Origin of the sequence: Streptomyces sp. NPDC127190, assembly GCF_042672505.1 — a bacterium.
GTDB lineage: Bacteria > Actinomycetota > Actinomycetes > Streptomycetales > Streptomycetaceae > Streptomyces.
Window position 1 is genome coordinate 343,541 of record NZ_JBHXVE010000002.1, and the last position, 21,429, is coordinate 364,969.

The 21,429-nt window shown below is 72.6% G+C and carries 20 protein-coding genes; 13 read left to right on the forward strand and 7 right to left on the reverse strand.

All coding sequences use genetic code 11. The features are described 5' to 3' along the window. Window positions 1-81 precede the first annotated feature (81 nt). The 6 genes from murC to ACFVIU_RS04815 all read left to right on the forward strand — a co-directional run bounded on the left by murC (window position 82) and on the right by ACFVIU_RS04815 (window position 5,809). A complete protein-coding gene (murC, locus tag ACFVIU_RS04790; protein WP_385840626.1) occupies window positions 82-1,473 on the forward strand; it encodes a UDP-N-acetylmuramate--L-alanine ligase in 1,392 nt (463 codons plus the stop codon). A gap of 23 nt (window positions 1,474-1,496) precedes the next feature. Then, window positions 1,497-1,904 (forward strand): peptide-methionine (R)-S-oxide reductase MsrB, encoded by a 408-nt coding sequence (gene msrB, locus ACFVIU_RS04795; RefSeq protein WP_385840627.1) that lies wholly within the window; start codon window positions 1,497-1,499, stop codon window positions 1,902-1,904. An 81-nt stretch (window positions 1,905-1,985) separates the two neighbouring features. Then, complete coding sequence (locus ACFVIU_RS04800; RefSeq protein WP_385840629.1) at window positions 1,986-3,269, forward strand: PP2C family protein-serine/threonine phosphatase; 1,284 nt, start codon at window positions 1,986-1,988, stop codon at window positions 3,267-3,269. Between the two features lie 106 nt (window positions 3,270-3,375). Then, on the forward strand, window positions 3,376-4,494 hold the full coding sequence (locus ACFVIU_RS04805) for an ABC transporter ATP-binding protein (protein WP_385840630.1): 1,119 nt from the start codon (window positions 3,376-3,378) through the stop codon (window positions 4,492-4,494). Next, entirely contained in the window at window positions 4,491-5,144 is a 654-nt protein-coding gene (locus ACFVIU_RS04810) for an ABC transporter permease (protein WP_385840631.1), read from the forward strand. Before ACFVIU_RS04805 ends, ACFVIU_RS04810 begins: the two co-directional genes overlap by 4 nt. Beyond that, entirely contained in the window at window positions 5,141-5,809 is a 669-nt protein-coding gene (locus ACFVIU_RS04815) for an ABC transporter permease (protein ID WP_385840632.1), read from the forward strand. The genes ACFVIU_RS04810 and ACFVIU_RS04815 overlap by 4 nt, the downstream gene beginning before the upstream one ends. A 29-nt stretch (window positions 5,810-5,838) precedes the next feature. On the opposite strand, the gene ACFVIU_RS04820 is transcribed toward ACFVIU_RS04815, so the two are convergent. Then, window positions 5,839-6,264 carry a CBS domain-containing protein gene (locus ACFVIU_RS04820; protein ID WP_385840634.1) on the reverse strand — a complete coding sequence of 142 codons (426 nt, stop codon included), beginning with the start codon at window positions 6,262-6,264 and terminating at the stop codon, window positions 5,839-5,841. A gap of 260 nt (window positions 6,265-6,524) precedes the next feature. Between ACFVIU_RS04820 and ACFVIU_RS04825 the strand changes: the two genes are divergently transcribed. After that, the gene (locus tag ACFVIU_RS04825) at window positions 6,525-6,944 is read left to right on the forward strand and encodes a CBS domain-containing protein (RefSeq protein ID WP_385840635.1); all 420 of its coding nucleotides are present in this window, start codon (window positions 6,525-6,527) and stop codon (window positions 6,942-6,944) included. A gap of 78 nt (window positions 6,945-7,022) precedes the next feature. Next, window positions 7,023-7,988 carry an ABC transporter substrate-binding protein gene (locus tag ACFVIU_RS04830; protein ID WP_385840636.1) on the forward strand — a complete coding sequence of 322 codons (966 nt, stop codon included), beginning with the start codon at window positions 7,023-7,025 and terminating at the stop codon, window positions 7,986-7,988. 53 nt (window positions 7,989-8,041) lie between these two features. Here the strand turns inward: ACFVIU_RS04830 and ACFVIU_RS04835 are convergent, their stop codons facing one another. Together ACFVIU_RS04835 and ACFVIU_RS04840 are read right to left on the reverse strand one after the other, a co-directional pair. Continuing rightward, window positions 8,042-8,491, reverse strand: coding sequence for a DUF6114 domain-containing protein (locus ACFVIU_RS04835; protein ID WP_385840637.1), 450 nt, complete (start codon window positions 8,489-8,491; stop codon window positions 8,042-8,044). Window positions 8,492-8,496: 5 nt separating this feature from the next. Next, window positions 8,497-9,195, reverse strand: a complete 699-nt coding sequence (locus ACFVIU_RS04840) for a DUF6230 family protein (protein WP_385840834.1) — start codon at window positions 9,193-9,195, stop codon at window positions 8,497-8,499. A gap of 604 nt (window positions 9,196-9,799) precedes the next feature. Here ACFVIU_RS04840 and ACFVIU_RS04845 point away from each other — a divergent pair. The 3 genes from ACFVIU_RS04845 (at window position 9,800) to ACFVIU_RS04855 (ending at window position 12,679) form a co-directional block, all read left to right on the forward strand. Then, window positions 9,800-10,453, forward strand: coding sequence for a Tat pathway signal sequence domain protein (locus tag ACFVIU_RS04845; protein WP_385840639.1), 654 nt, complete (start codon window positions 9,800-9,802; stop codon window positions 10,451-10,453). 356 nt (window positions 10,454-10,809) lie between these two features. Continuing rightward, window positions 10,810-11,457, forward strand: a complete 648-nt coding sequence (locus ACFVIU_RS04850; protein WP_385840640.1) for a ScbR family autoregulator-binding transcription factor — start codon at window positions 10,810-10,812, stop codon at window positions 11,455-11,457. Window positions 11,458-11,479: 22 nt separating this feature from the next. Continuing rightward, window positions 11,480-12,679, forward strand: coding sequence for a damage-control phosphatase ARMT1 family protein (locus tag ACFVIU_RS04855; protein ID WP_385840642.1), 1,200 nt, complete (start codon window positions 11,480-11,482; stop codon window positions 12,677-12,679). Here ACFVIU_RS04855 and ACFVIU_RS04860 read toward each other — a convergent pair. Both ACFVIU_RS04860 and ACFVIU_RS04865 read right to left on the reverse strand, forming a co-directional pair. Next, window positions 12,656-13,918 (reverse strand): cytochrome P450, encoded by a 1,263-nt coding sequence (locus ACFVIU_RS04860; RefSeq protein ID WP_385840643.1) that lies wholly within the window; start codon window positions 13,916-13,918, stop codon window positions 12,656-12,658. The two genes, ACFVIU_RS04855 and ACFVIU_RS04860, sit on opposite strands and share 24 nt — an antisense overlap. Next, complete coding sequence (locus ACFVIU_RS04865) at window positions 13,915-14,697, reverse strand: alpha/beta fold hydrolase (protein ID WP_385840645.1); 783 nt, start codon at window positions 14,695-14,697, stop codon at window positions 13,915-13,917. Before ACFVIU_RS04865 ends, ACFVIU_RS04860 begins: the two co-directional genes overlap by 4 nt. A gap of 178 nt (window positions 14,698-14,875) precedes the next feature. Between ACFVIU_RS04865 and cyc2 the strand changes: the two genes are divergently transcribed. Further along, entirely contained in the window at window positions 14,876-17,038 is a 2,163-nt protein-coding gene (cyc2, locus tag ACFVIU_RS04870; RefSeq protein WP_385840646.1) for a germacradienol/geosmin synthase Cyc2, read from the forward strand. Here the strand turns inward: cyc2 and ACFVIU_RS04875 are convergent. After that, complete coding sequence (locus tag ACFVIU_RS04875; RefSeq protein WP_385840647.1) at window positions 17,031-18,572, reverse strand: hypothetical protein; 1,542 nt, start codon at window positions 18,570-18,572, stop codon at window positions 17,031-17,033. The genes cyc2 and ACFVIU_RS04875 overlap by 8 nt on opposite strands. A 225-nt stretch (window positions 18,573-18,797) precedes the next feature. Here ACFVIU_RS04875 and phsA point away from each other — a divergent pair, with 225 nt between their 5' ends. Beyond that, window positions 18,798-20,645: an O-aminophenol oxidase PhsA gene (gene phsA, locus ACFVIU_RS04880; protein WP_385840835.1), complete on the forward strand. Its 1,848-nt coding sequence runs from the start codon at window positions 18,798-18,800 to the stop codon at window positions 20,643-20,645. Here the strand turns inward: phsA and ACFVIU_RS04885 are convergent. Continuing rightward, entirely contained in the window at window positions 20,633-21,355 is a 723-nt protein-coding gene (locus tag ACFVIU_RS04885) for a hypothetical protein (RefSeq protein ID WP_385840648.1), read from the reverse strand. The genes phsA and ACFVIU_RS04885 overlap by 13 nt on opposite strands. Between the last annotated feature and the right edge of the window lie 74 nt (window positions 21,356-21,429).

The window sequence follows — 21,429 nt, forward strand, 5'->3', positions numbered from 1 at the left end:
GCCCTCGCTGCGCGTGGCCCGGTGCCGCAGCGCATAGGCTAGGGCCCGCTCTAGTCACGTACCGCCCCTGGGGAGAAACGCATGGCACCCGGCCTTCCTACCGCCATGGACCGACCGCACTTCATCGGCATCGGCGGCGCCGGGATGTCGGGCATCGCCAAGATCCTCGCGCAGCGCGGGGCCAAGGTCGCCGGCAGCGACGCCAAGGAGTCGGCGACCGCCGAGGCGCTGCGCTCGTTCGGCGTGACCGTGCACATCGGGCACGCCGCCGAGCACCTCGCCGACGACGCGAGCTGTGTCGTCGTGTCGTCGGCGATCCGCAAGGACAACCCCGAGCTGGCCCGCGCCGCCGAGCTGGGGATCCCCACCGTGCACCGCTCCGACGCGCTCGCCGCACTGATGGAGGGGCTGCGCCCGATCGCCGTGGCGGGCACGCACGGCAAGACCACGACCACCTCGATGCTGGCCGTCTCGCTCACCGAGCTGGGGCTGGAGCCGTCGTACGCCATCGGCGGCGACCTGGACGCCCCCGGCTCCAACGCGCTGCACGGCACGGGCGACATCTTCGTCGCCGAGGCCGACGAGTCGGACCGCAGCTTCCACCGGTACGCCCCCGAGGTCGCCATCGTCCTCAACGTCGAGCTGGACCACCACGCCAACTACGCCTCGATGGACGAGATCTACGAGTCCTTCGAGACCTTCGCCGGGAAGATCGTGCCCGGCGGCACGCTGGTGATCTCCGCCGACCACGAGGGCGCCCGCGAACTGACCCGGCGACTGGCCGGCTCCGTGCGGACCGTGACCTACGGCGAGGCCGAGGACGCCGACGTACGCGTGCTGTCGATCGTCCCGCAGGGCCTGAAGAGCCAGGTCACCGCCGTCCTCGACGGGCAGGAGCTGACCTTCGCCGTCTCCGTGCCCGGCCGGCACTACGCGCTCAACGCCGTCGCCGCGCTCGCCGCCGGTGCCGCCCTCGGCATCCCGGCCGCCGAGCTGGCGCCCGCGCTGGCCGCCTACACCGGCGTCAAGCGGCGCCTCCAGCTCAAGGGCGAGGCAGCCGGGGTGCAGGTGATCGACTCCTACGCGCACCACCCGACCGAGATGACCGCCGACCTGGAGGCCATGCGGGCCGCCGCCGGCGACTCCCGCATCCTCGTCGTCTTCCAGCCGCACCTGTTCTCCCGCACCCAGGAGCTGGGCAAGGAGATGGGCCAGGCGCTGGCCCTCGCGGACGCCTCGGCCGTGCTCGACATCTACCCGGCCCGGGAGGACCCGATCCCGGGCGTCACCAGCGAGCTGATCATCGAGGCCGCGCGCACGGCGGGCGCCGAGGTGACCGCCGTGTCCGACAAGGCGGAGATCCCCGAGGTGATCGCGGGAATGGCGAAGCCGGGCGATCTCGTTCTCACCATGGGCGCGGGCGACGTGACCGACCTGGGCCCGCTGATCCTGGACCGCCTGGCGCGGCAGTAAGCAGCAGTGAGGGGATAGGACCCATGTCGTACGAGGTCGAGAAGCCGGACGAGCAGTGGCGCGCGGAGCTGACTCCGGGGGAGTACGCGGTGCTGCGCCAGGCCGCCACCGAGCCGGCCTTCACCGGTGAGTACACCGACACCAGGACCAAGGGGGTGTACTCCTGCCGGGCCTGTGGTGCCGAGCTGTTCACCTCGCAGACCAAGTTCGAGTCGCACTGCGGCTGGCCGTCCTTCTACGACCCGAAGGACACGGACGCCGTGGAACTGGTCGAGGACCGGTCCCACGGCATGGTCCGCACCGAGGTGCGCTGCGCCCGGTGCGGCTCCCACCTCGGACACGTCTTCGAGGGCGAGGGCTATCCGACCCCCACCGACCAGCGCTACTGCATCAACTCGATCTCGCTGCGGCTGACCCCGGACCAGGGCTGAGCCTCGGCGGCCGGCGCCGAGCGGCGGCTGGGCCGGGCTGTCCTGCTTGTTCTGGTTTGAGACGCTGTGAGGGTGTTGGGTGTGCCGCGTTGGATCCGGTCCCGGCGCCGGCCCGTACCCGTCGGCCTGCGCCACCGCCGCGACGGCGGTGCCGGGGAGCCCTGCGCGGACACGCAGGCCGCCGCCGTGCCGCCGGCCACGCTGCGCACGGCCCTGGCCGCGATCGGGACCACCCTCGACGAGGCCACGACCTGCACCGAGCTGACCCGGGCCGCCGTACGGCTGACCGGTGGGGCCGCCGCCGTACTGCTCCGCCACGGGCAGACCCTCTCCGGGTACACGGCGATCACCGGGGACACCGACCTGCTGCCCGACGCCCGCTGGGCCACCGCCGTGGCCCGGCAGACGGCCGTACCGGTGCTGGACGCCCCGGCCCGGAGCTGGCTGGAGCAGCCCGCCGGCACCCACCGCCGGACCGCGCTCTGTGCGCCGCTGACCAGCGGCGACGACACGTACGGCGTCCTGGTGTGGGCGAGCGCCGGGCGGCCGCCTGGCCCCGCGGAGGGCGAGCTGCTCGCCCTGCTCGCCGAACGCGCCGCCTCCCACCTGAGGCACGCCCGCGCCCACGAGCGCGTCAGCCGCACCGCCGTGGACCTGCAACGCGCCCTGCTCGCCGAGCCCGGCCGGCCGCACCCCAACCTGGACGTCGCCACCCGCTACCTCCCGGCCGGCCGGCGCGCCCTGGTCGGCGGCGACTGGTGCGAGACCGTACGGCTGCACTTCGGCCGGACCCTGCTGGTCGTCGGCGATGTCATGGGACACGGGCTGGAGGCCGCCGTCGACATGAACGCCTACCGCTCCTCACTGCGCGCCATCGCCGCCGCCGACCTCCCGCCGCACCGGGTGCTGCGGCAGATGGACGACCTCGCCGCCGGTGAGGCCGAGCACCGGCCCGCGACCTGTCTGCTCGTCCGGGTGGACCCCGCCCGGGGCCAGCTGACGCTGGCCAGCGCCGGTCACCTGCCGCCCCTGCTGATCAACCGGGACGGCGCCGCCACCCTGCTGCCGGTGCCGGTCGGACCGCCGCTGGGCACCGGGCTCGGCGGGTACGACGTCACCACCCACACCCTGGAGCCCGGACAGACGCTGGTGCTGTTCACCGACGGGCTCGTGGAACGCCGTGGCGAGGACATCGACGACTCCCTCGCCCGGCTGGCCGCCCTCCGCTTCGCCCCCGATGCCGGTCTCGACGCCATCCTCGACACCGTCCTCGGCCACCTGGACGCCCGGAACGCCGAGGACGACGTGGCCGTCCTCGGCGCCCGCCCACAACCGCGCCGCACCACCCGCAGTGCGAGTTCGTGATCGCGGTGCTCCGGTGACGACACGTCACCCGATGATGGTCACCCCGCGGTCTAGACTCGACCCGCATCAGTCCAGGACCGGTCAGACCCGAAGGGTACGCGGCGCTTTGATACGGATAGACGCAGTCACCAAGCGGTACCCGGACGGCACGGTCGCGGTCGACCGGCTGTCGCTGGACATACCGGATCGCGCGATCACCGTCCTCGTCGGCCCCTCCGGCTGCGGCAAGACGACCACGCTGCGGATGATCAACCGGATGGTCGAGCCCACCGAGGGCAGCATCCTCCTCGACGGCACCGACATCCGCCGGCAGCCGGTCAACACCCTGCGCCGCTCGATGGGTTACGTCATCCAGCACGCCGGACTCTTCCCGCACCGCACCGTCCTCGACAACATCGCCACCGTGCCCCGGCTGCTCGGCGAGCGCAGGCGGCAGGCCCGGGACCGGGCCGCGGAGCTGATGGCGCGGGTCGGCCTCGACACCTCGCTCGCCCGGCGCTACCCCTACCAGCTCTCCGGCGGCCAACAGCAGCGGGTCGGCGTGGCACGCGCGCTCGCCGCCGACCCGCCGGTGCTGCTGATGGACGAGCCGTTCTCCGCCGTCGACCCCGTGGTCCGCAAGCAGCTCCAGGACGAACTCCTGCGCATTCAGGAGGAGTTGGGCAAGACCATCGTCTTCGTCACCCACGACATCGACGAGGCGGTCAAGCTGGGCACGATGGTCGCCGTACTGCGCACCGGCGGCCGGCTCGCCCAGTTCGCCTCGCCGGCCGATCTGCTCAGCGCGCCCGCCGACCCCTTCGTGGAGGACTTCCTCGGCGCCGACCGGGGCATCCGCCGGCTGTCCTTCTTCTCCTCGGCGGGGCTCGGCCTGCGGACCGCGCCGCTCGTCCCGGCCGACGCCGGACCCGAGCAGCTCGCCTCCCGAACCGACGCCCCCTGTCTGCTGGTCACCGACGAGGACGGCCGGCCACTCGGCTGGCACGAGGGCGACGGACCTGTCGACCGGCACCACCTCCTGCCGTACGGAAGGCCGTTCGTGCCCGGCGTCGACTCACTGCGCACGGCGCTTGACGGCGCCGTCCTCTCCCCGACCGGCTGGGCCGTCGCCGTGGACGGCGAGGGACGCGCCGTCGGTGTGGTCTCCCAGCAGGACATCGGCGAGGCCATCCGCGCCGCCCACCGCCGCGCGACCGCGGACAGCGACGCGAGGGCCGTACGATGAACGGCTTCTTCGACCTCCCCAGCGACCTCCAGCACAGCTACGCCGGCCTCGTCGGACTGCATCTGCGCGAGGCCCTGCTGCCGGTGCTGGCCGGGCTGCTCGTCTCGCTGCCCGTCGCCCAGCTGTGCGTGCGGCTGCGCTGGCTCTATCCGCCCGTCCTCGGCGTCACCACCGTCCTGTACGCCATCCCGTCGCTGGCCCTCTTCGTCGTGCTCATCGACTACTTCGGGCAGAGCGAGACCACGGTGATGATCCCGCTCGCGCTGTACAGCCTGGTGGTGCTGGTCCCGGCGATCGTGGACGGCGTCCGCTCGGTGCCGCCGCAGACCCTGGACGCCGCCCGCGCCATGGGCTTCGGCCCGGTACGCCGCTATCTCCAGGTGCAGCTCCCCATCGCCGTACCCGCGATCATCGCGGGCCTCAGGGTGGCCACCGTGTCGAGCATCTCCCTCGTCAGCGTCGGCATGCTCATCGGCAACCAGGGCGCGCTCGGCAATCTGCTCTACGACGCCATGACCTACCACCGGCCCGCCCTGGCCGTGAACGCGGTCGTGACGATCGGAGTGCTCGGCGCCCTCGCCGACGGCGCGCTGGTCCTGCTCCGGACGCTGCTCACGCCCTGGATGGCACGCTCGGGGGCCGCCCGGTGAACGTCCTCGACTTCGCCCGCGCCTTCTTCGCCGACAGCACCCACTGGCAGGGCTACGACGGGATCCCCACCCGGTTCGCCGAGCACCTCGCCTTCGCGGGGGAGGCGCTGCTGATCGCCGCCCTGATCGGCCTGCCGGTCGGCCTGGTCACCGGGCACTACGGCCGCGGCGGCACCGTGCTGTCCCTGATCGCCACCGCGGGCCGGGCGCTGCCCAGCTTCGGCCTGCTGGTGCTGATGTTCATCTGGATCGGCTTCGGTCTGCTCCCGGTGATGATCCCGCTGGTGGTGCTCGCCGTGCCGCCGATCCTCGTCACCACCTACGAGGCGGTCCGCTCCGTCGACCCGTCCCCGGTGGACGCGGCGCGGGGCATGGGCATGTCCGAGTCGCGGGTGCTGTTCCAGGTGGAGGTGCCGGTCGCGCTGCCGCTGATCCTGAGCGGTCTGCGCAACGCGGCGGTGCAGATCATCTCCACCGCCACCATCGCCGCGTACGTCAGCCTGGGCGGCCTCGGCCGGTACATCATCGACGGGCTCTACCAGAAGAGCTACGAGAAGGTCGTCGGCGGCGCCACCCTGGTCGCCGGGCTCGCCCTCGCCACCCTCGCGGTCTTCTGGGCGGTGGCCCGGCTGACGGTGTCGCCGGGCGTGCGCCGCGGCCGCTGAGCCGCGCGGCCGCTGAGCCGCGCGGGCGCTCAGTGGCCGGGGTCGGCGGCGCTGATGTCGGCCAGCGCGGAGTGCGGGTCCTCGACCGTGGCCAGGTCGCCGATGCTCACCATGCCGACCGGGCAGCCGCCGCGCTCCACGACGGGCAGCCGGCGCACGGCGTGCCGGCTCATCAGCTCCATGGCGTGGTCGGTGGTGTCCTCCGGCGACACCGTCACCACCGGCGGCTTGCTGCACACCTGGCCGACCGGGGTGGTGTGCGGGTCCCGGCCCTCGGCGAGCGCCCGCACCACGATGTCCCGGTCGGTGAGCACGCCGAACAGATCGCAGTCGTAGGCCACCAGAACGTCACCGACGTCGTGCTCCCGCATCACCAGTGCCGCGCGCTCCACGGTGGTCATCGGCTCCACCGCCACCGCACCGCACGACATCACGTCTCGAATCCGCCGGCTCATCGGTACCTCCTGGGCAGGGAAGAGAGCAGGGACAGGGGCAGGCCGGACCGCCGGGCGGTCCGCGACACCGGGTAGCCACCGGCGGCGGGACGAAACGGCGGGGCCGACCACGTGGGTGGGCTGTCCGCGCGGCTGGGCCGGCAGGGCGGGTGGGCCGGCAGGGCGGGTGGGCCGGTCGCGCGGGTGGGCCGGGCGGCGCCGGGTACCCGGAGCGCGCCGGCCGCAGGGACCGGCGTACCGCGAGGCCCAGGGAGGCGGTCATGGTGCAGCACGTCCGGGAGATCATGACGCCGGACCCGGCGACGGTGACGGAGCGGACGCCACTCACCGAGGTGGCGCGGCTGATGCGGGAGCGGGACATCGGGGACGTCGTCGTCGCCGAGTCGGGCCATGTCCTCGGCCTGGTGACCGACCGCGATCTGGTGATCCGGGCCGTCGCCGAGCACCGCGACCCCGCGACCACCGCGGCCGGCGACGTGTGCAGCGGCGATCTGTTCACCTGCGCGCCGGAGGACCCGGTCGAGGACGCGGTCCGGCTGATGCGCGAGCACGCCGTACGACGGCTGCCGGTGCTGGAGGACGACCGGCTGGTCGGCACCCTCAGCCTGGGCGACCTGGCCCTGGTCCGGGACCCGGACTCGGTCCTCGCCCACATCAGCGAGGCCCCGCCGAACGCCTGAACAACTGATCGTAACGCCAGGTAAATTGATGATCCGACGCCCTTGACTGACCGAGAACGACCTGGGTTGGATCGGCGGGTGACTTCAACACCCCAGAACAGCAGGCCCATCCGGCGGAGTCGGGGCGCGGCGGCGGTCGTCCTCGCGGCGGCGACAGCCCTGCTGGCGGGCTGTTCCTCCCACAGCGGCAGCTCCCGCGACCCCCTGTCGGACGGCGGTGGCAAGGCGAGCGCCGGCACGGTCGTCGTCGGCTCCAACAACTTCCCCGAGAGCACCCTGCTCGCCGACCTCTATGGCGAGGCGCTCAAGGCCAAGGGGATCAAGGTCACCTACAAGCCCAACATCGGCAGCCGTGAGACCACCTACGGGCTGCTCAAGAACGGCTCGGTGCAGGTGCTGCCCGAGTACAACGGCGCGCTGCTCGCCTACCTGGACCCCAAGGCCGCGCCGAAGACCACCGCGGCCACGACCTCGGCCATCGAGGCCAAGCTGGACGCGGGGCTCACCCTGCTGGAGCCGTCCGCCGCGCAGAACAAGGACTCGGTGACGGTCAACGCGGCCACCGCGCGGAAGTACGGCCTCACCGGGAAGTCCTCCATCGCCGATCTGAAGCCCCTGGCGAAGGACCTGGTCATCGGCGCCTCGCCGGAGTTCCAGGCCCGGCGGCAGGGCCTGGTCGGCCTGAAGTCGGTCTACGGGCTGGAGTTCCGGTCCTTCCGGGCGCTGGACGCGGGCGGCCCGCTCACCCAGGCGGCGCTGCAACGCAACACCGTGCAGGTCGCGGACATCTTCACCACCGATCCGACCATCTCCAAGGAGAAGTTCGTCGTCCTCCAGGACCCGCAGAACCTCTTCGGGTTCGAGAACATCCAGCCGCTCGTGCGCAAGGGCGCCCTGCCGCAGAAGGGCGTGGCAGCGCTCAACGCGGTCTCGGCCAAGCTGGACACCGCGACCCTGCGGGACCTGGACACCCAGGTGCAGGCCCAGAAGAAGGACCCGCTGGACGTGGCCCGGGCGTGGCTGGGCTCCGCCGGCCTCGGCTGAACCACCCGTCACCGGCGGCCGGCGGTCGCGCGCGTGAGGGGGTCAGCCTCCCCTCACGCGCCCTCGGCCTGTGCCGCCTGCGCCGCCTGCGCCGCGGCCCGGGCCTGCCTGCGGCGTTTCCGGCGGCCGACGCGCGGTTCCTGGTCGGGCAGCCAGCCGAAGGCGAGGCAGCTGCCGGTCGCGCCCAGCAGCAGGCCGATGAAGAAGCCGCCCAGGTTGGAGGTGAGCCAGGTGCCCAGGGACAGCAGGATGCCGGTGACGGAGTAGAAGAGCCGCTGTGCGGGGTTGAAGAGGATCAGCAGACCCAGCAGCAGCATCAGGGCGGGCAGCAGATAGCCGGCCAGGCCCTGCATCCCGATGTGCATGACGACCTTCAGCGAGGCCTTCTCGGTCAGCAGGATCTCCCCGCCGCCCAGGGCGAGCAGCAGCCCGCCCCAGAACGGCCGGCGGGCCCGCCAGCCGCGGAAGGCGAGCCGCGCTCCCCGGCGTGGACGCTCCGGCACGGTGCTCAGCAACCCGAGTCGCTGAAGCGGAGCTTGAGGCCCGGCAGCTTGAACACACCGGCGGTCGTGGCGTAGTTCGTCTGGCGCAGATTGCCGATGTGCACGGTGTCGGCCTGCTGGCTGAACACGCCGATCGGGCCCTTCTTGCCGGCCTTCGTCAGCGTGCTGGCGTCGTTGCCGATCTCGATGTTGTTGAACTCCGCGTTGCCCGACAACTCGGTGGAGTCGGTGGTGAGATCGCTCGCCTGCACCTTCTGTGCGCCGCTGCCCGCGGTGATCAGCAGGTTGGTGCCGCCGAGGTCGACGCTCTGGCACAGGTGGTCCAGCGTGGCGTTCCTGATCGCCGAGGTGACGATGAGCACCTGGCCGCCGGAGTCCCCGGCGTTCGGGCTGCCGTCCGCCATGTTGTCCAGCCCGCCGTACTGCTCGAACCCGGTGCCGTTCAGGTCGGTGGCGGTGACGGTGAACGGCATGCCGGAGATCGCGAACTGCACACCGAGCGCGCCCTGCGCGGTGAGCACCGCGAGGCCGGCGGCGACCAGGGTGGCGGGCACCGCCATCACCGCGGCCCTGCGGGCCCGGACCCGTCCCCGTCTCTCGCCGCCCGCGGCGGTCTCGGTGGCGCTCGGGCTTGCGGACGGGGAACCGCTGTCCGGGTTGTCGGGGGTGTTGCCGGTGGACGGGACGTCCGGGGACGAGGCCATGTCTGCTCCCATGGGCATGGATCAAGTGGATCGGATGCGGGTTGGGCTCCAGTGGCGCGTGTCCTGGCGCGGACAGCGGCCGCCGCGGACGCCTCCTCGCACTCCCGGCGGGTGCAAGGGCTTTCTCGTTACGCGGCGGTAGCTTCCAGGAAGTTACCGCCGGTTACTTCGGGGGGTCAAGGGAGATGTGAAAAAACGGTGTCGGACATGCGCGCACCGCTTCCCGTCCTCATCAACTGCCCTTTCGAGCCTTGACGTTGATGGTTCATCAGGTCTACAACTTCCGGTGTTTCCGCGGATCCGTGGCGCCGGATCCACCGAGCGGCAGCAGGGGCGGCGGCAAGGCCGCGAGCCCCGCTTCCCGGCACGCACGGCAACCGCTTCCGCCCGTACGGCGATTCGGCGACCGCTCATCCCGACGGCCGCCGCTTCCGCCGGCTCACCCCCGGCTTGGCTTCGGCACGGTCTCTTCTCCTCCTTCTCCGTGCCCGGCCCTGCCCTGTCCGGGTGCGGCCGCAGGTCAACCCCCCGCCTCCGGCCGCGCCCGCATGCCCACCCCCCACCTCACCCCACCGTCCCCCCACTCCTGGAAAGAGGCACCCGCATGCGCACACGTACCCTCCTCGCCCTCGCCGGTACGGCCACCGCGCTCGCCCTCGCGACGGCCGGTCCCGCCTCCGCCGACGGCGGCGCCGTCCTCACCACCGGCGGCGCCGGCGGCACCGCGGCCGCCGTGGGCGACACCCTCACCGCGCCCCTGGCCTCCGGCACCTCCGCCACCCTCTACTCCAGCGCGACCGGCACCAGCGGGGTCAGCTGCAAGTCCTCGCAGTTCACCGCCAAGGTCACCGGCAACCCCACCGCGCCCGGCACGGCCACCGAGTCGGTCGTCGCGCACACCTTCGACAGCGGCAGCTGCACCAGCAACGTCGCCGGGGTGCTCGGGGTCAGCGGCATCACCGTCAACAACCTGCCCTACTCGGCGACGGTCGCCTCCGACGGCACCCTCACCGTCTCGCCCGCCAGTGGCTCCACCATCCAGACCACGGTCAAGCTGACCACCCTGCTGGGCACCGTCACCTGCGTCTACCAGGCCCCCGCCCTGACCGGAAAGGCCGACAACACCGACAACAGCATCGCCTTCACCAACCAGCAGTTCACCAAGGTGTCCGGCTCCTCGCTCTGCTTCTCCAGCGGCTACTTCACCGCCAAGTACGCCCCCGTCACCGACAACGGAGCCAAGGTCTTCGTCAACTGACCCCGGACCCGGCCGACTTCGAGGCCGGTGTCGAGGATCCCGAGCCGCCGCGCGTGGCCTCCGTCACGGAGTGCCGTCGCCGGCGGCTCCTTCGTGTGCGGAGTTCCCCGTTCCTTCCGTGTGCGGAGTTCCCCGTGCCGCCCGCCCTGTCGCACGGCTTTCCGGTCCCGGGGCCGGTCACAGACCGAATCGGCTGTTTTGCTCCCGCGCGCGGCCCCGTTGAGGAGCCGGCCGTCGGCCTCGTATCGTGGCGATCAATCCGGGGATTCCCGCTGGCATTCGGTGAGTTATCGTGTGCAAGGGGCTAAAACAAACCGCATGTCCTGTTCGTCCGAGCCGCGAGGAGGGGTCCACCGATGGCGAGGCAGTTACGCGCTGAGCAGACCCGGTCGACGATCATCACGGCCGCCGCCGATCTGTTCGACCGGCACGGCTACGAGTCCACCAGTCTGAGTGACATCGTCGCACACGCGAAGGTCACCAAGGGTGCGCTGTACTTCCACTTCGCCGCCAAGGAGGACCTCGCCCACGCCATCCTGGAACTCCAGTTCAAGTCCGCGCAAGCGGTCGTGGCCGACGTCGAGAGCCGCGGCTACTCCTCGCTGGAGGCCCTCATGCGCTGCACGTTCGGCGTCGCCCGGCTCGCCGTGGAGGACCCGGTGCCGCGCGCCGGACTCCGGCTGGCCACCGCGGACGTCGCCGTACGGCCGCCGCTGCGGCACCCCTTCACCGAGGCGCTGGAGTTCGCCACCCGCAAGTTCAGCGGAGCCATCCGAGAGGCCGACGTGCACAGCGACCTCGATGTCGGCGTCGTCGCCCACTCCCTCGTCTGCTTCTTCATCGGCACCCGTGTCGCCGGACGTTCCCTCGAACCGGTGGGACGGCTTCCGCGCCGGATCGCCGAGATGTGGCACCTGCTGATCCGGAGCCTGGTCCCGGTGCACCGCCGCCCCCGCTATGTCACCCTCGCCACGCAGCTGGAGCGGGAGACCAGGACCGCCTGACCGCCGCGATACGGTGACCGACATGCCCGACACCCCGTTCGCACCCGTGATCCTCGGCAACGAACCCGGCTCGTTCCCGCACAGCGTGCTGGCCGAGCGGCACCCCGCGATCATCCGGCAGGTGCGGGACGCCTTCCCGTACGGCCCCGGGCAGCACCGGGCCCTGGACGAGCTGCTGAAGAGCTGCACCGAGGGCACGGTGGAGCCGCTGCCCGGCGACGCGCCGGACCGCGACCGGTGGCACGCCTGGGGCCTGGCCGAGCACACCGGGCGGTCCTGGTACGAGGTGCCCTGGCTGTGGGCCGAGAGCTACTTCTACCGCCGACTGCTGGACGCCGTCGGCTGGTTCGGGCCCGGCGCCTGGCAGGGCATCGACCCCTTCCGCCCCTTCAAACGCGCCGAACTGGACGCCCCGGAGACCGACGCGGAACTGGCTGCCCTGGACGAGCTGCACGAGCGGCCCGCGGCCGAGCGCGCGCACGCCCTGCTGCACGGCTCGCTCTGGGGCAACCGCGCCGACCTCGGCTTCCGGCTCTCCGCCGCGGGCGCCGAGGCCGGCGAGCCGGCGCCCGCGCTGGTCGCCGACGACAGCGACACCCTGTGGCGGCTGCTGCCGCCCGGCGGCACGGGCACCCTGGTCCTGGTCGCCGACAACGCGGGCCGTGAACTCGTCCCCGACCTGCTGCTCATCGCCCATCTGCTCACCGAGGGCCGGGCCGCCCGCGCCGTGCTGCACGTCAAGCCGTACCCCTACTACGTCTCCGACGCCACGACCGCCGACGTGGTCGACGCTCTGCACCGGCTGCGCGCGGCGGGCGGCGCGGCCGCCGGATACGGCGGGGTGCTCTGGTCGGCGCTGGCCGACGGCCGGCTGACCGTGCGCGCGCACCCCTTCTCGTGCGCCCCCCTGCCGTACGCCGACATGCCCGACGACCTGCGCGCCGAGTTCGCCGCCGCCGCGCTCACCGTCTTCAAGGGCGACCTCAACTACCGGCGCCTGGTGGGCGACCGGTGGTGGCCGCCGACCACGTCCTTCCAGGAGGCGACCGGCTGGTTCCCCGGCCCGGTCGCGGCGCTGCGTACCCTGAAGTCGGACGTGATCACCGGCCTGACCGCCGCCACCGAGACGGCCCTGGTGGCGGCGGAGGGACAGCGCTGGCGCACCGCGGGCACCCACGCCCTCATCCAGGTCAACGCCTCACGCGGCCCGCGCCGGCAGTGACTTGAGGCCGTTGATGAAGTTCGACACCAGCCGCACCGGCGGCCCGGCGAGCCGCAGCTCGGGCAGGGCGCTCAGCACCTCCTCGTAGAGGATCCGCAGCTGCAACCGGGCGAAGTGGGCGCCGAGGCAGACATGCGGGCCGTCGCCGAAGGACACATGCGGATTGGGCGAGCGGGCCAGATCCAGCCGGTCGGGGTCGGCGAACACCCGCTCGTCGCGGTTGGCCGAGGCATGGAACACCACGACCTTGTCACCCGCCCGGATCCGCCGGCCGGCCAGTTCGGTGTCCCGGGCGGCCGTCCGCCGGAAGGTCAGCACCGGCGGATGCAGCCGCAGCAACTCCTCCACCGCCGGGCCCGGTTCCGCCTTCCCGGTGCGCAGCCGCTCGTACGCCGCCGGGTGCGCGGCGAGCTGCGCCAGGCCGCCGGGGGCCGCGCTGCGCACGGTGTCGTTGCCCGCGACCGTGAGCAGGAAGAAGAACATCTCCAGGCCGGCGTCGTCGAGATCCGGGTCGTGGGCGAGGGTGGTCAGGATGTCGTCGGCGGGACACCGTCTCCGGTACGCGGCCAGCCGGCGGGCGTAGCCGAACATGTCCGCCAGCAGCGCCGGGGAGCGGGGATTGACCGGGCGGCCCGCCGCGTCCCGCACCTGCGGCCCGGCCTCGTCCGGATCCTGGTAGCCGATGACCCGCCGGGTCCAGTGCAGCAGCAGGCCCCGGTCGCTTGCCGGCACCCCCAGCAGATCCGCCAGGTTGAGCAGCGCGTACTCGTCCGTGACGGAGCCGACCAGGTCGAGGGTGCCGTCGCCCGCCCGCGCCGCCGCGAGCGCCCCGGCGAGCAGACCGCGCGCCCGCTCCCGGGCGGCCTGAGCGAACCGGTCCACGCGCCCCGGGGTGAACGCCCGGCTCACCACCCTGCGCAGCCGCCCGTGGGCGGGCGGATCCTGATTGAGCATCATGCGCCGGACGAACGGCAGGTCCGCCGGCTCCGGGTCCCGGATCTGCGTTGCGCCGAGGTACGAGGAGAACGTCGCCGCGTCCTTGAGCACCCGGACCACGTCCGCGTGCCGGGTCACCGCCCAGAAACCCGGCCCGGCCGGCCAGCCCAGCACCTCGTGCTCCTCCTGCCAGGCCACCGGGTGGTGGTCGCGCAGCACGCGGTAGTCGTCGTAGGGCACCCCGGCCGCATAGCGGCGCGGGTCGAAGACATCGGGGACCGACGGCGTCGCGCGCACGCTCACGCCGGTGCGTCCCCGTCCGCGCGCAGGAAGTCCTCGACCGTGCGGACCAGCTCCAGCGGGGTCTCGTCCATGGCGTAGTGCCCGGCCCCCGGCAGGCTGACGAGCCGCGCCCGCGGATACCAGGCCATCCAGGTCTGCGTCATGACCTCGGCCGACAGCGCCGGATCCTGCTCGCCCGCGACCGCCAGCGCCGGCACCTCGCTGCCCTTGACCTCCGTGTGGAAGTCCTCGCCCGCCCAGGAGTCCAGCCAGGCCCGGAACGCCGTGGCGTCACTGCGTTCCAGCGAGCGCGCGGTCATCCGGTCCAGCCAGGCGGCCGGACGGCGGCCCCCGGTGGTGATGTCGATGATCGCCCTGCGGTTCTCCGCCCTGTGCGCCGCCTCCGTGAACAGGGCGCCCTGCTCGCCGTCCAGCGGCATGCCCGAGGCGGGCACGGGGGAGACCCCGACGATCCGGCGCACCCGGTGCGGGGCGAGCGCCAGCAGCCGCTGTGCGACCGCGCCGCCCATGGAGTGCCCGATCACCGAGAACCGCGCCCAGCCGAGCCGGTCGGCCAGCACCAGCAGGTCCCCGGCCGCCTCGGCGGTCGTGTACGCGCCACCGGCGTCGCGGGCCTCGCCGTAGCCGCGCAGATCCACCAGCGCGTAGCTGAAGGCCGTACGGTCCAGGTCCGGCAGGACGGTCGCGTAGGCGGACCGGTCGGCGAACCAGCCGTGCACCGCGAACACCTTGTGGGCGCCGTCGCCGTGCACCTCATGAGGCAGTACGAAGGAGGTCATGGGCCTACCGTGACGTCCCCGCACGGCCGCGGCAAGGGCACCGGCACAACGCGTCGCCCGGCGCCCGCGTGCACACCGGTGCGCGGGAGCATCGGTGTTTCGACGACACTTCACGCGATGGTGTGATCATGTGCCTCCCGGTGGATGGGCCTCGGAGGGCACGGGTAGGGCCCCGGCCATGACGCAGCCGTTCGAACTCCCGCACTTCTACATGCCGTATCCCGCGCGGCTCAACCCGCACCTCGACGAGGCCCGTGCCCACTCCACCGCGTGGGCACGCGAGATGGGCATGCTGGAAGGCTCCGGAATCTGGGACCAGGCCGACCTGGAGGCGCACGACTACGGGCTCCTGTGCGCCTACACCCACCCCGACTGCGACGGACCCGCCCTCTCGCTGATCACCGACTGGTATGTGTGGGTGTTCTTCTTCGACGACCACTTCCTGGACATGTTCAAGCGCACCCAGGACCGCGCCGCGGGCAAGGCCCACCTGGACCGCCTGCCGCTGTTCATGCCGCTCGACCTCGCGACCGAGGTGCCCGAGCCCGCGAACCCGGTCGAGGCGGGCCTGAAGGACCTGTGGGAGCGCACGGTGCCCTCGATGTCGGCGGACTGGCGCCGCCGCTTCGCCGTCGCCACCGAGCACCTGCTCAACGAGTCGATGTGGGAGCTGTCCAACATCAACGAGGGGCGGATCGCCAACCCCGTCGAGTACATCGAGATGCGCCGCAAGGTGGGCGGCGCGCCCTGGTCGGCGGGGCTGGTGGAGTACGCGACCGCCGAGGTGCCCGCGGCCGTCGCCGGGACCCGGCCGCTGCGCGTGCTGATGGAGACCTTCTCCGACGCCGTCCATCTGCGCAACGACCTGTTCTCCTACCAGCGCGAGGTCGAGGACGAGGGCGAGAACAGCAACGGCGTCCTCGTGCTGGAGAAGTTCTTCGGCTGCACCACCCAGGAGGCCGCCGACACCGTCAACGACATCCTCACCTCCCGGCTGCACCAGTTCGAGCACACCGCGCTCACCGAAGTCCCCGCCGTCGCCCTGGAGAAGGGCCTCACCCCCGTCGACGTCGCCGCGGTCGCCGCCTACACCAAGGGGCTCCAGGACTGGCAGTCCGGCGGCCACGAGTGGCACATGCGCTCCAGCCGCTACATGAACAAGGGCGCGCGCTCCCGGTCGCCGTGGCAGCTCCCGAGCGGGCCCGGCACCTCCGCGGCCGGCATCGGCGCACTGCTCGCCTCGGCCGCCCAGGAACGCCTGCGCGCCTACGCGCACGTGCCGTACCAGAAGGTCGGCCCGTCCGTGCTGCCCGAGTTCCGCATGCCGTACCCGCTCCAGCTGAGCGCGCACCTGGACAGCGCCCGGAGCAACCTCGTCACCTGGTCGCACCGGATGGGCATCCTCCAGGAAGGCGTCTGGGACGAGGACAAGCTCGCCGCCTACGACCTCGCCCTGTGCTCCGCCGGCCTGGACCCGGACGCCACCCCCGAGGCCCTCGACCTCAGCGCCCAGTGGCTCGCCTGGGGCACCTACGGCGACGACTACTACCCGCTCGTCTACGGCCACCGCCGGGACCTGGCCGCCGCCCGGCTGACCACGGCCCGGCTCTCCCAGTGCATGCCCGTCGAGGGCGAGCCGGCCCTGGTGCCCGCCAACGCCATGGAGCGCGGGCTGATCGACCTGTGGGCCCGGACGACGGCCAGGATGACCGCCGAGCAGCGGCGCACCGTCAAGGCATCCGTGGACACGATGACCGAGAGCTGGGTCTGGGAGCTGTCCAACCAGATGCAGAACCGCGTCCCCGACCCGGTCGACTACCTGGAGATGCGCCGCTCCACCTTCGGCTCCGACCTCACCCTGAGCCTGTGCCGGATGGGCCAGGGCCCCGCCCTCCCGCCGGAGGTCTACCGCAGCGGCCCGGTGCGCTCCCTGGAGAACGCCGCCATCGACTACGCGTGCCTCCTCAACGACATCTTCTCCTACCAGAAGGAGATCGAGTACGAGGGCGAGCTGCACAACGCCGTCCTCGTCGTACAGAACTTCTTCGGCATGGACTATCCGACCGCGCTCCGGGTCGTCCACGACCTGACCACCCAGCGCATGCAGCAGTTCGAGCATGTCATCGCGCACGAACTGCCCGTGCTCTGCGACGACTTCGAACTGTCTAAGGAGGCCCGCGCGGCGATGGACGCCTATGTCCTGGACCTCCAGAACTGGCTGGCCGGGATTCTCAACTGGCACCGGAAGGTGGACCGCTACAAGGCCGAGTGGCTGGGCCGCCGGGCCCATGGCTTCCTGCCCGGCCACACGCCGGCACCACCCCTCCAGCTCGTCAGCTGACCTCCGCGGTCCGCCGTTCGGCCGCGGCGATGTGCTCCGCAGCCTCCGCCGCGGTCTCGTCCAGCCCCGCCCGGGCCGCCCCGCGCAACTCGGCGCGTATCGCCCCGCCGCCCGCCAAGGCCGCACGCGCCTCCGCAAGGAGGTCCGCGTCGGCCAGGGCGCGGACGAGCGCGTAGTGCTCCTGGGCGAGATACCGGCCGAGGTTCACCTCCCGCCAGTACCCGAGCGAGTCGTCACCCGGGGCGGTGAGGATCTCCCGCAGCCTGGCCAGCGACCGCGCGGCCGGGACGAGCCGGCCCGTCGCCCGCTCCAGCCGGGCCTGGTCGTGCAGGGCCGACACCCGGTCCCAGGCGCTGTCCCGGAGCGCGGCGTACAGCCGCTGGGCGCGCAGCGCCTGGTCCAGGTCGCCGAGGTGCTCGAAGTCGAAGGCCAGGGCGGCGAGCGGGGACGGGTCGAGCGCGGTGGGGTCGCCGGGCCGGCGCAGCAGGCTCTGGTCCATCTCGATGGCGTCCAGCCGCCGGATCAGGGCCACCCGGGCCGGCTCGGTGAGCCCCTGCGCGGCGGCCAGGTCGGTCCAGGTCGACTCCGGCTCGTCGGCCGGGTCGGCGCCGCCGAACAGGGACGCGTCCAGCCCCTCGGCCCAGCGGCGCAGCGCGGCCCCGCCGGCTTCCGGCTCCGGTAGCCCGCCGAGGCCGCACCAGGTGTCGAAGTCCGTCTCCCGCACCTCGTGCAGCAGCGGCAGGTCCGCCGGATCGCCGTGCAGTCCCACCAGGACGGCCGCGAGCCGCAGTTCGTCCGTCATGGACGACTCCGCCTCCCGGCGCAGCAGCAGCCGCAGCAGGGGCAGATCGCCGTCCGCGCGGTCGAACTGCGCGGCCCGCAGCACCAGTCGGCGCCGCACCGGATCGCCGGCCACGGACGTGTCCCCGGCGCGCAGCCGGGCGAGTCCGGCCCGTCCCTCGGCCAGCACCCGCTCCCACAGCGGCGGACGGGGATGGCCGTCGAGCAGCCGGTAGGCCCGCCCCTCCTCGGCGTTGAGCAGCACATGCTCCGGTTCGGTGCGCAGCAGGGCCGCGTGCAGCATGCCGACCAGCTCCACCGGGGAGCGCTCCGGCAGCCCGAGCGCCGCACGCAGCTCGGCCCGCTCGGCGTCGATGCCGTAGCACTCGCGCAGCTCCTCCTCCGTCTCCGCCACGCGCGCGAGGATCGTCTCCGCGCCGTCCGCCGGTGACAGATCGAGGTGATCCGGCCAGCCGGGCAGGCCGATCAGGATCTCCAGCGCCTCGTCCACGCTCGCCCCGACGATCCCGGCGCCGCCCTCCGAGTCGGCGTACAGCACGGACCCGTCGGGGCAGCGGAAGAAGGTGCCTCCGGTGTCGTCACCCGCGAGCACCTCCAGCGGGCCGCCCGAGGCCAGACGGACGGGTTCGACATGGCCGTGGGCGGCCCGGTCCAGGTCGAAGCCGAAGGGGAAGGCGGCCAGTTCGGCGAGGTGCCGGTGCCGGCGCAGCTGCCGCAGAAGACGATCGCTCATGTCACAGAACGTAACAGCGCCCACTGACAACGCCGCCCGGCCCGGCCTGCCCGGACCGACTGTTTCCGGACGTTCGCGTGCGGAACGGGGCATTCAGGGAACGCCGTCGGCCCGCCGGAAGTCTTGCGGGACATAGGGGGAACCACCACGGAACACACGGGGGTGTTCATCTTGACCGACCTCATCGCGGGAACCGTCGAAGCCGCCGGACAGCATCCGGAACAGGTGCCGGAGGGGGCGGAACAGCCGTCGGTCACGGCCGAACTGACGCCGTACCTCGCGCCGCTGACCGTCCCGCCCGTCCTGCGCCCGGCCGCCGGGGACGTCCGGCACGAGACCGAGATCGCCCAGCGTCCGACCTGGGTGCGGCTGCACCCGCAGCTGCCGCCGACCCTGATGTGGGGTTACGAGGGCCATGTGCCCGGCCCGACCGTCGAGGTGCGGCGCGGCCAGCGCGTCCGCATCGCCTGGACCAACCGCATACCGAAGGAGTCCGAGTACCCGGTCACCGCGGTCCAGGTGCCCGCCCGCGCGCCCGGCACCCCGCCCGCCTCCACCGAGCCCGGCCGCGAGGGCGTCGAGCCGGACAAGGACGTCGCCGCGCTGCCCGCCTGGACGGTGACCCATCTGCACGGCGCCCAGACCGGCGGCGGCAACGACGGCTGGGCGGACAACGCCGTCGGCCACGGCGACGCCCAGCTGTCCGAGTACCCGAACGACCACCAGGCGGTGCAGTGGTGGTACCACGACCACGCCATGAACATCACCCGGTGGAACGTGATGTCCGGCCTGTTCGGCACCTACCTCCTCCGTGACGACGAGGAGGACGCCCTCCACCTGCCCTCGGGCGAGCGGGAGATCCCGCTGATCATCGCCGACCGCAACCTCGACACCGACGAGGACGGCCGCCTCAACGGCCGGCTGCTGCACAAGACGGTCATCGTCCAGCAGAGCAACCCGGAGACCGGCAAGCCGGTCACACTGCCCTTCACCGGCCCGTACACCACGGTCAACGGCCGCATCTGGCCGTACGCCGACGTGGACGCGGCCTGGTACCGCTTCCGGCTGCTCAACGCCTCCAACGCGCGCATCTACGACCTCGTGCTGATCGACGAGGACGGTGAGCCGGTGCCCGGCATCGTGCACCAGATCGGCAGCGACGGCGGGCTGCTGCCGCGCCCGGTGCCCGTCGACTTCGACGCGGACCTGCCCACCCTGACCGCGGCCCCGGCCGAGCGGTTCGACCTCCTGGTCGACTTCCGAGCGCTGGCCGGCCGGACACTCCGGCTGGTCAACAAGGGCCGCAACCAGCCGGCCGGGGTGCCCGACCCGGCCGGGGACGTGCGCCACCCCGACGTCCTGGAGTTCCGGGTCCGGGACGCCTGCGAGGAGGACACCTTCGAGCTGCCCGCGGTCCTCTCCGGCTCCTTCCGCCGCCTCACCCACGACCTCCCGCACGGCCACCGCCTGATCCTGCTGACCCCGCCGCCCACCAGGGGCAGCGGCGGCCACCCGGAGATCTGGGAGATGGCCGAGGTCGAGGACGGCGCCGGACTGACCCTCCCGGCCGACGGCATCGTCCAGGTCACCGGACCCGACGGCACCACGAAGACCTACCGGCGCATCGCACGGACGTTCAACGACGGTCTCGGCTTCACCGTCCCCGAGGGCGGCTACGAGCAGTGGAGCTTCCTCAACCTGGCGCCGATCGTGCATCCCATGCACATCCACCTGGCCGACTTCCAGCTGCTCGGCCGGGACGCCTACGACGTGTCCGGCTTCGACCCGGCGGTCGGCGGCACCCGCACCCCGATCCGGTACGACACCGGGCGGGTGATCCCGCTCGCCCCCAACGAGCGGGGCTACAAGGACGTCTTCCGGGTGCCCGGCAGCCAGCTGCTGCGGGTCATGGGCCGCTTCGACGGCGCGTACGGCCGGTTCATGTACCACTGCCATCTGCTGGAGCACGAGGACGAGGGCATGATGCGGCCCTTCGTCGTCATGCCGGCCGAGGCCATGAAGTTCAGCCACGACGCGGCGCACGGCGGTCACGGCGAGGGTCACACGGGCTGAGCGCGCCGCGACGCCGCGTGCTCGACGGCGGCCCGCGCCAGCGCCCGGACGATCGGGTGCGGGCGCGAGCCGTCGCCGGCCAGCTCCGGCTGGAACAGCGACGCCAGGAAGAACGGGTGACCGGGCAGTTCGGCGACCCGGACCCGGCCGTCCTCGTCATGCCCGGAGAAGCGCAGACCATGGGCGCGGAGCGGGTCGAGGCGGTGGGAGGGCCCGTACGCGCAGAAGTACCGCTCGACCGTGCGCGCCGAGCCGATCACGGACTCGGCCAGCGAGCCCGGCTCGATGACCACCGCGGCCTCGTGCCCGACCAGCGAGCAGGCCAGCGGCTCGATGAGCGGATCCTCGGCGCCCGGGTCGTTCTCCGCGTGCGCGGCCCCGCTCAGCCCGCACACGTTCCGCGCGTACTCCAGCAGCGCGTGCTGGAAGCCGCCGCACGTGCCGAGGAACGGAATGCCCTCCTCGCGCGCGGTCCGTACGGCCGCGAGGACGCCCGCCTCGCTGCGGTACGGGCTGCCCGGCAGCACCCACACCGCGTCGAAACCGCGCACGGCTCCGTCGGCCTCGGCGTCCTCGGACGGGATCCAGTAGGCGTCCAGGACCAGCCGGTCCCGCGCGGCCAGCGCCTCCAGCAGGAGCGGCACACGCGTGTGCGAGACGACGTTCGGGGAGCGGTCGCCGACGAGGGCGACGGTGGCGGTGTTCGTCATGTCCCCCATCCTCGGCTCGGCCTCTTGTTCACGTCCAACGATGATTCATGCACGGTCGATAAGCACAGCTGATG

Excerpts from the sequence above, each read along its gene's own strand:
- ACFVIU_RS04820 (WP_385840634.1), bottom strand. The coding sequence starts at position 6,264 with ATGAGCCGGCGGATTCGAGACGTGATGTCGTGCGGTGCGGTGGCGGTG.
- ACFVIU_RS04825 (WP_385840635.1), top strand. The coding sequence starts at position 6,525 with ATGGTGCAGCACGTCCGGGAGATCATGACGCCGGACCCGGCGACGGTG.
- ACFVIU_RS04840 (WP_385840834.1), bottom strand. The coding sequence starts at position 9,195 with ATGGCCTCGTCCCCGGACGTCCCGTCCACCGGCAACACCCCCGACAAC.
- ACFVIU_RS04885 (WP_385840648.1), bottom strand. The coding sequence starts at position 21,355 with ATGACGAACACCGCCACCGTCGCCCTCGTCGGCGACCGCTCCCCGAAC.
- ACFVIU_RS04865 (WP_385840645.1), bottom strand. The coding sequence starts at position 14,697 with ATGACCTCCTTCGTACTGCCTCATGAGGTGCACGGCGACGGCGCCCAC.
- cyc2 (WP_385840646.1), top strand. The coding sequence starts at position 14,876 with ATGACGCAGCCGTTCGAACTCCCGCACTTCTACATGCCGTATCCCGCG.
- msrB (WP_385840627.1), top strand. The coding sequence starts at position 1,497 with ATGTCGTACGAGGTCGAGAAGCCGGACGAGCAGTGGCGCGCGGAGCTG.
- ACFVIU_RS04850 (WP_385840640.1), top strand. The coding sequence starts at position 10,810 with ATGGCGAGGCAGTTACGCGCTGAGCAGACCCGGTCGACGATCATCACG.
- ACFVIU_RS04810 (WP_385840631.1), top strand. The coding sequence starts at position 4,491 with ATGAACGGCTTCTTCGACCTCCCCAGCGACCTCCAGCACAGCTACGCC.
- ACFVIU_RS04845 (WP_385840639.1), top strand. The coding sequence starts at position 9,800 with ATGCGCACACGTACCCTCCTCGCCCTCGCCGGTACGGCCACCGCGCTC.
- ACFVIU_RS04855 (WP_385840642.1), top strand. The coding sequence starts at position 11,480 with ATGCCCGACACCCCGTTCGCACCCGTGATCCTCGGCAACGAACCCGGC.
- ACFVIU_RS04875 (WP_385840647.1), bottom strand. The coding sequence starts at position 18,572 with ATGAGCGATCGTCTTCTGCGGCAGCTGCGCCGGCACCGGCACCTCGCC.
- murC (WP_385840626.1), top strand. The coding sequence starts at position 82 with ATGGCACCCGGCCTTCCTACCGCCATGGACCGACCGCACTTCATCGGC.